Source organism: Oleiphilus sp. HI0066, from assembly GCF_001635725.1.
Map to the genome: position 1 here is coordinate 1 of NZ_LWFH01001071.1, position 1874 is coordinate 1874.

Sequence of the window (1874 nt, forward strand, 5' to 3'; positions counted from 1 at the left end):
ATGAGTGCTTTTATTGCAGCAGTGTTGCCAGAGGCGAAGATCATACATTGTACGCGTAATGCGAGTGAAACATGTTTCTCTATCTATAAACAAAACTTTAGTGGGAATCATGGCTACACAAATGATTTACGCGAGCTTGGTATGTATTACAACCTCTATAAGCAGCATATGGAGTTGAGTACGTCTCTGTTTCCTAAGCGAATTTATGAGGCAAACTATGAAAATATGATTGCTAATTCTGAGCAGGAGATTGCGCGTCTACTCGAGTATTGTGGGCTTGAAATGGAGACAGACTGCTTAATGTTCCATAAGAACAAGCGCGCAGTACGCACCGCTTCTGTAGCGCAGGTTAGGCAGCCAATTTATAAAGATGCAGTAAAAGCATCGAAGCCATTTGAAGAGCAGCTAAAACCTTTGAATGAGGTGTTGGAGAGTGGCGAAGGACGCTTGTAAGGTTTGCCAGAAAACAAAAAAGCCGACTCAGATAGTCGGCTTTTTTGTGCTGAGCAACAAAGACTAACGACGTCTAAACAAAGGCGTAGGTTGCTCATTAGACGCTTGATAAGCTTCTGTAAATTCGCCAAGAGAAGATAGCGCGAGCTCTGTATCGACATCGTCACGCATATCAAAGGCATTAAAACCGCAACGCTTAAGGTATGACAACTGGTCCAGCAGTACGTCACCGATTGCGCGAAGTTCGCCTTCAAAGTTCAAACGCTCGCGAGCATAACGTGCAATTGAATAGCCACGACCATCCATAAATTTAGGAAAGTTAATCGCGATAACTGGCAAAGTTTTCGCTGTTTCGGGTAGCTCTTCTGGTTGCTCTTCACTGTCGATCCAGATGCCCACGTTTCCAGCATTAAGAACAGCTTCTTGGTTCGCCATAAAAAACGCCATCGGTACGATGGNGTTTGCTTTTACGTCACCTTCGTAGTCTTTTGCAAGCAACTCAAAAGTATTTGCTTGATCGCCGGTAAGATTAATCAGCTTTGGCATATACGCGCTCCTTGAATGGGTCCATGCCAATACGGCGATAAGTGTCGATGAAAAGTTCATCTTCGCTGCGATTCTCAACAAAAACATCAATCAACTTGGTGATAACATTCGGCATGTCTGCGCGCGCGAACGATGGGCCAAGGATCTTGCCGATGGAGGCATCTCGACCTGAATCACCACCTAGGGACACTTGGTAGAACTCTTGGCCTCGCTTATCTACACCTAGTACTCCGATGTTACCAACGTGATGGTGACCACAAGCATTCATACAGCCAGAGATGTTTAGATCGATCTCTCCTAGGTCATACAAGTAATCCATGTTGTCGAAAGTAAGCTGAATTTGCTCGGCAACCGGGATAGATTTTGCGTTGGCTAGGCCACAGAAATCACCACCAGGGCAGCAAATCATATCGGTTAACATGCCAAGGTTTGGTGTCGCGAAACCGACGGCTTGTGTTTCTTTCCAAAGAGCATGTAATTGATCTTCACGAACGTCAGCAAGAACGAGGTTTTGATCATGGGTTACACGCACTTCTCCGAAGCTGTAGCGGTCAGCTAGATCAGCAACAATATCAACTTGGCGATCTGTAGCATCACCCGGTGGAATGCCTGTTTTCTTGAGCGTAAGCGTAACGATGCGGTAGCCATCAACTTTGTGATCGTTTGTGCAGCGTTTTATCCAGTTCGCAAAGCCTTTTGATTCTTCTTGCGCAGCGACAAACTCAGCGCAGTTGCGCTCAAGATTCTCATAAGCTGGTGCAGTAAAGAATGCTTTTACACGTGAAATTTCTTGCTCTGTCAGCTGGTTTTCTGAGTCTTTCAGGAAAGCCCATTCAGCTTCGACTTTCTCTTTGAAAACAGCCGGAGTTAGCGCT

The 1874-nt window shown here is 45.5% G+C and carries 2 protein-coding genes and 1 pseudogene; 1 reads left to right on the forward strand and 2 read right to left on the reverse strand.

Annotated elements, in window-relative coordinates; genetic code table 11:
- Positions 1-453, forward strand: a 453-nt coding sequence (locus A3738_RS13375) for a sulfotransferase (protein ID WP_068763640.1), incomplete at its 5' end; no start/stop codon positions are given.
- A 63-nt stretch (positions 454-516) separates the two neighbouring features.
- Here A3738_RS13375 and A3738_RS13380 read toward each other — a convergent pair.
- Together A3738_RS13380 and A3738_RS13385 are read right to left on the reverse strand one after the other, a co-directional pair.
- On the reverse strand, positions 517-999 hold the full coding sequence (locus A3738_RS13380) for a DUF934 domain-containing protein (protein WP_068763641.1): 483 nt from the start codon (positions 997-999) through the stop codon (positions 517-519).
- Positions 983-1874, reverse strand: a pseudogene (locus A3738_RS13385) (nitrite/sulfite reductase); the annotation flags it as partial. The gene A3738_RS13380 and the pseudogene A3738_RS13385, both read right to left, overlap by 17 nt.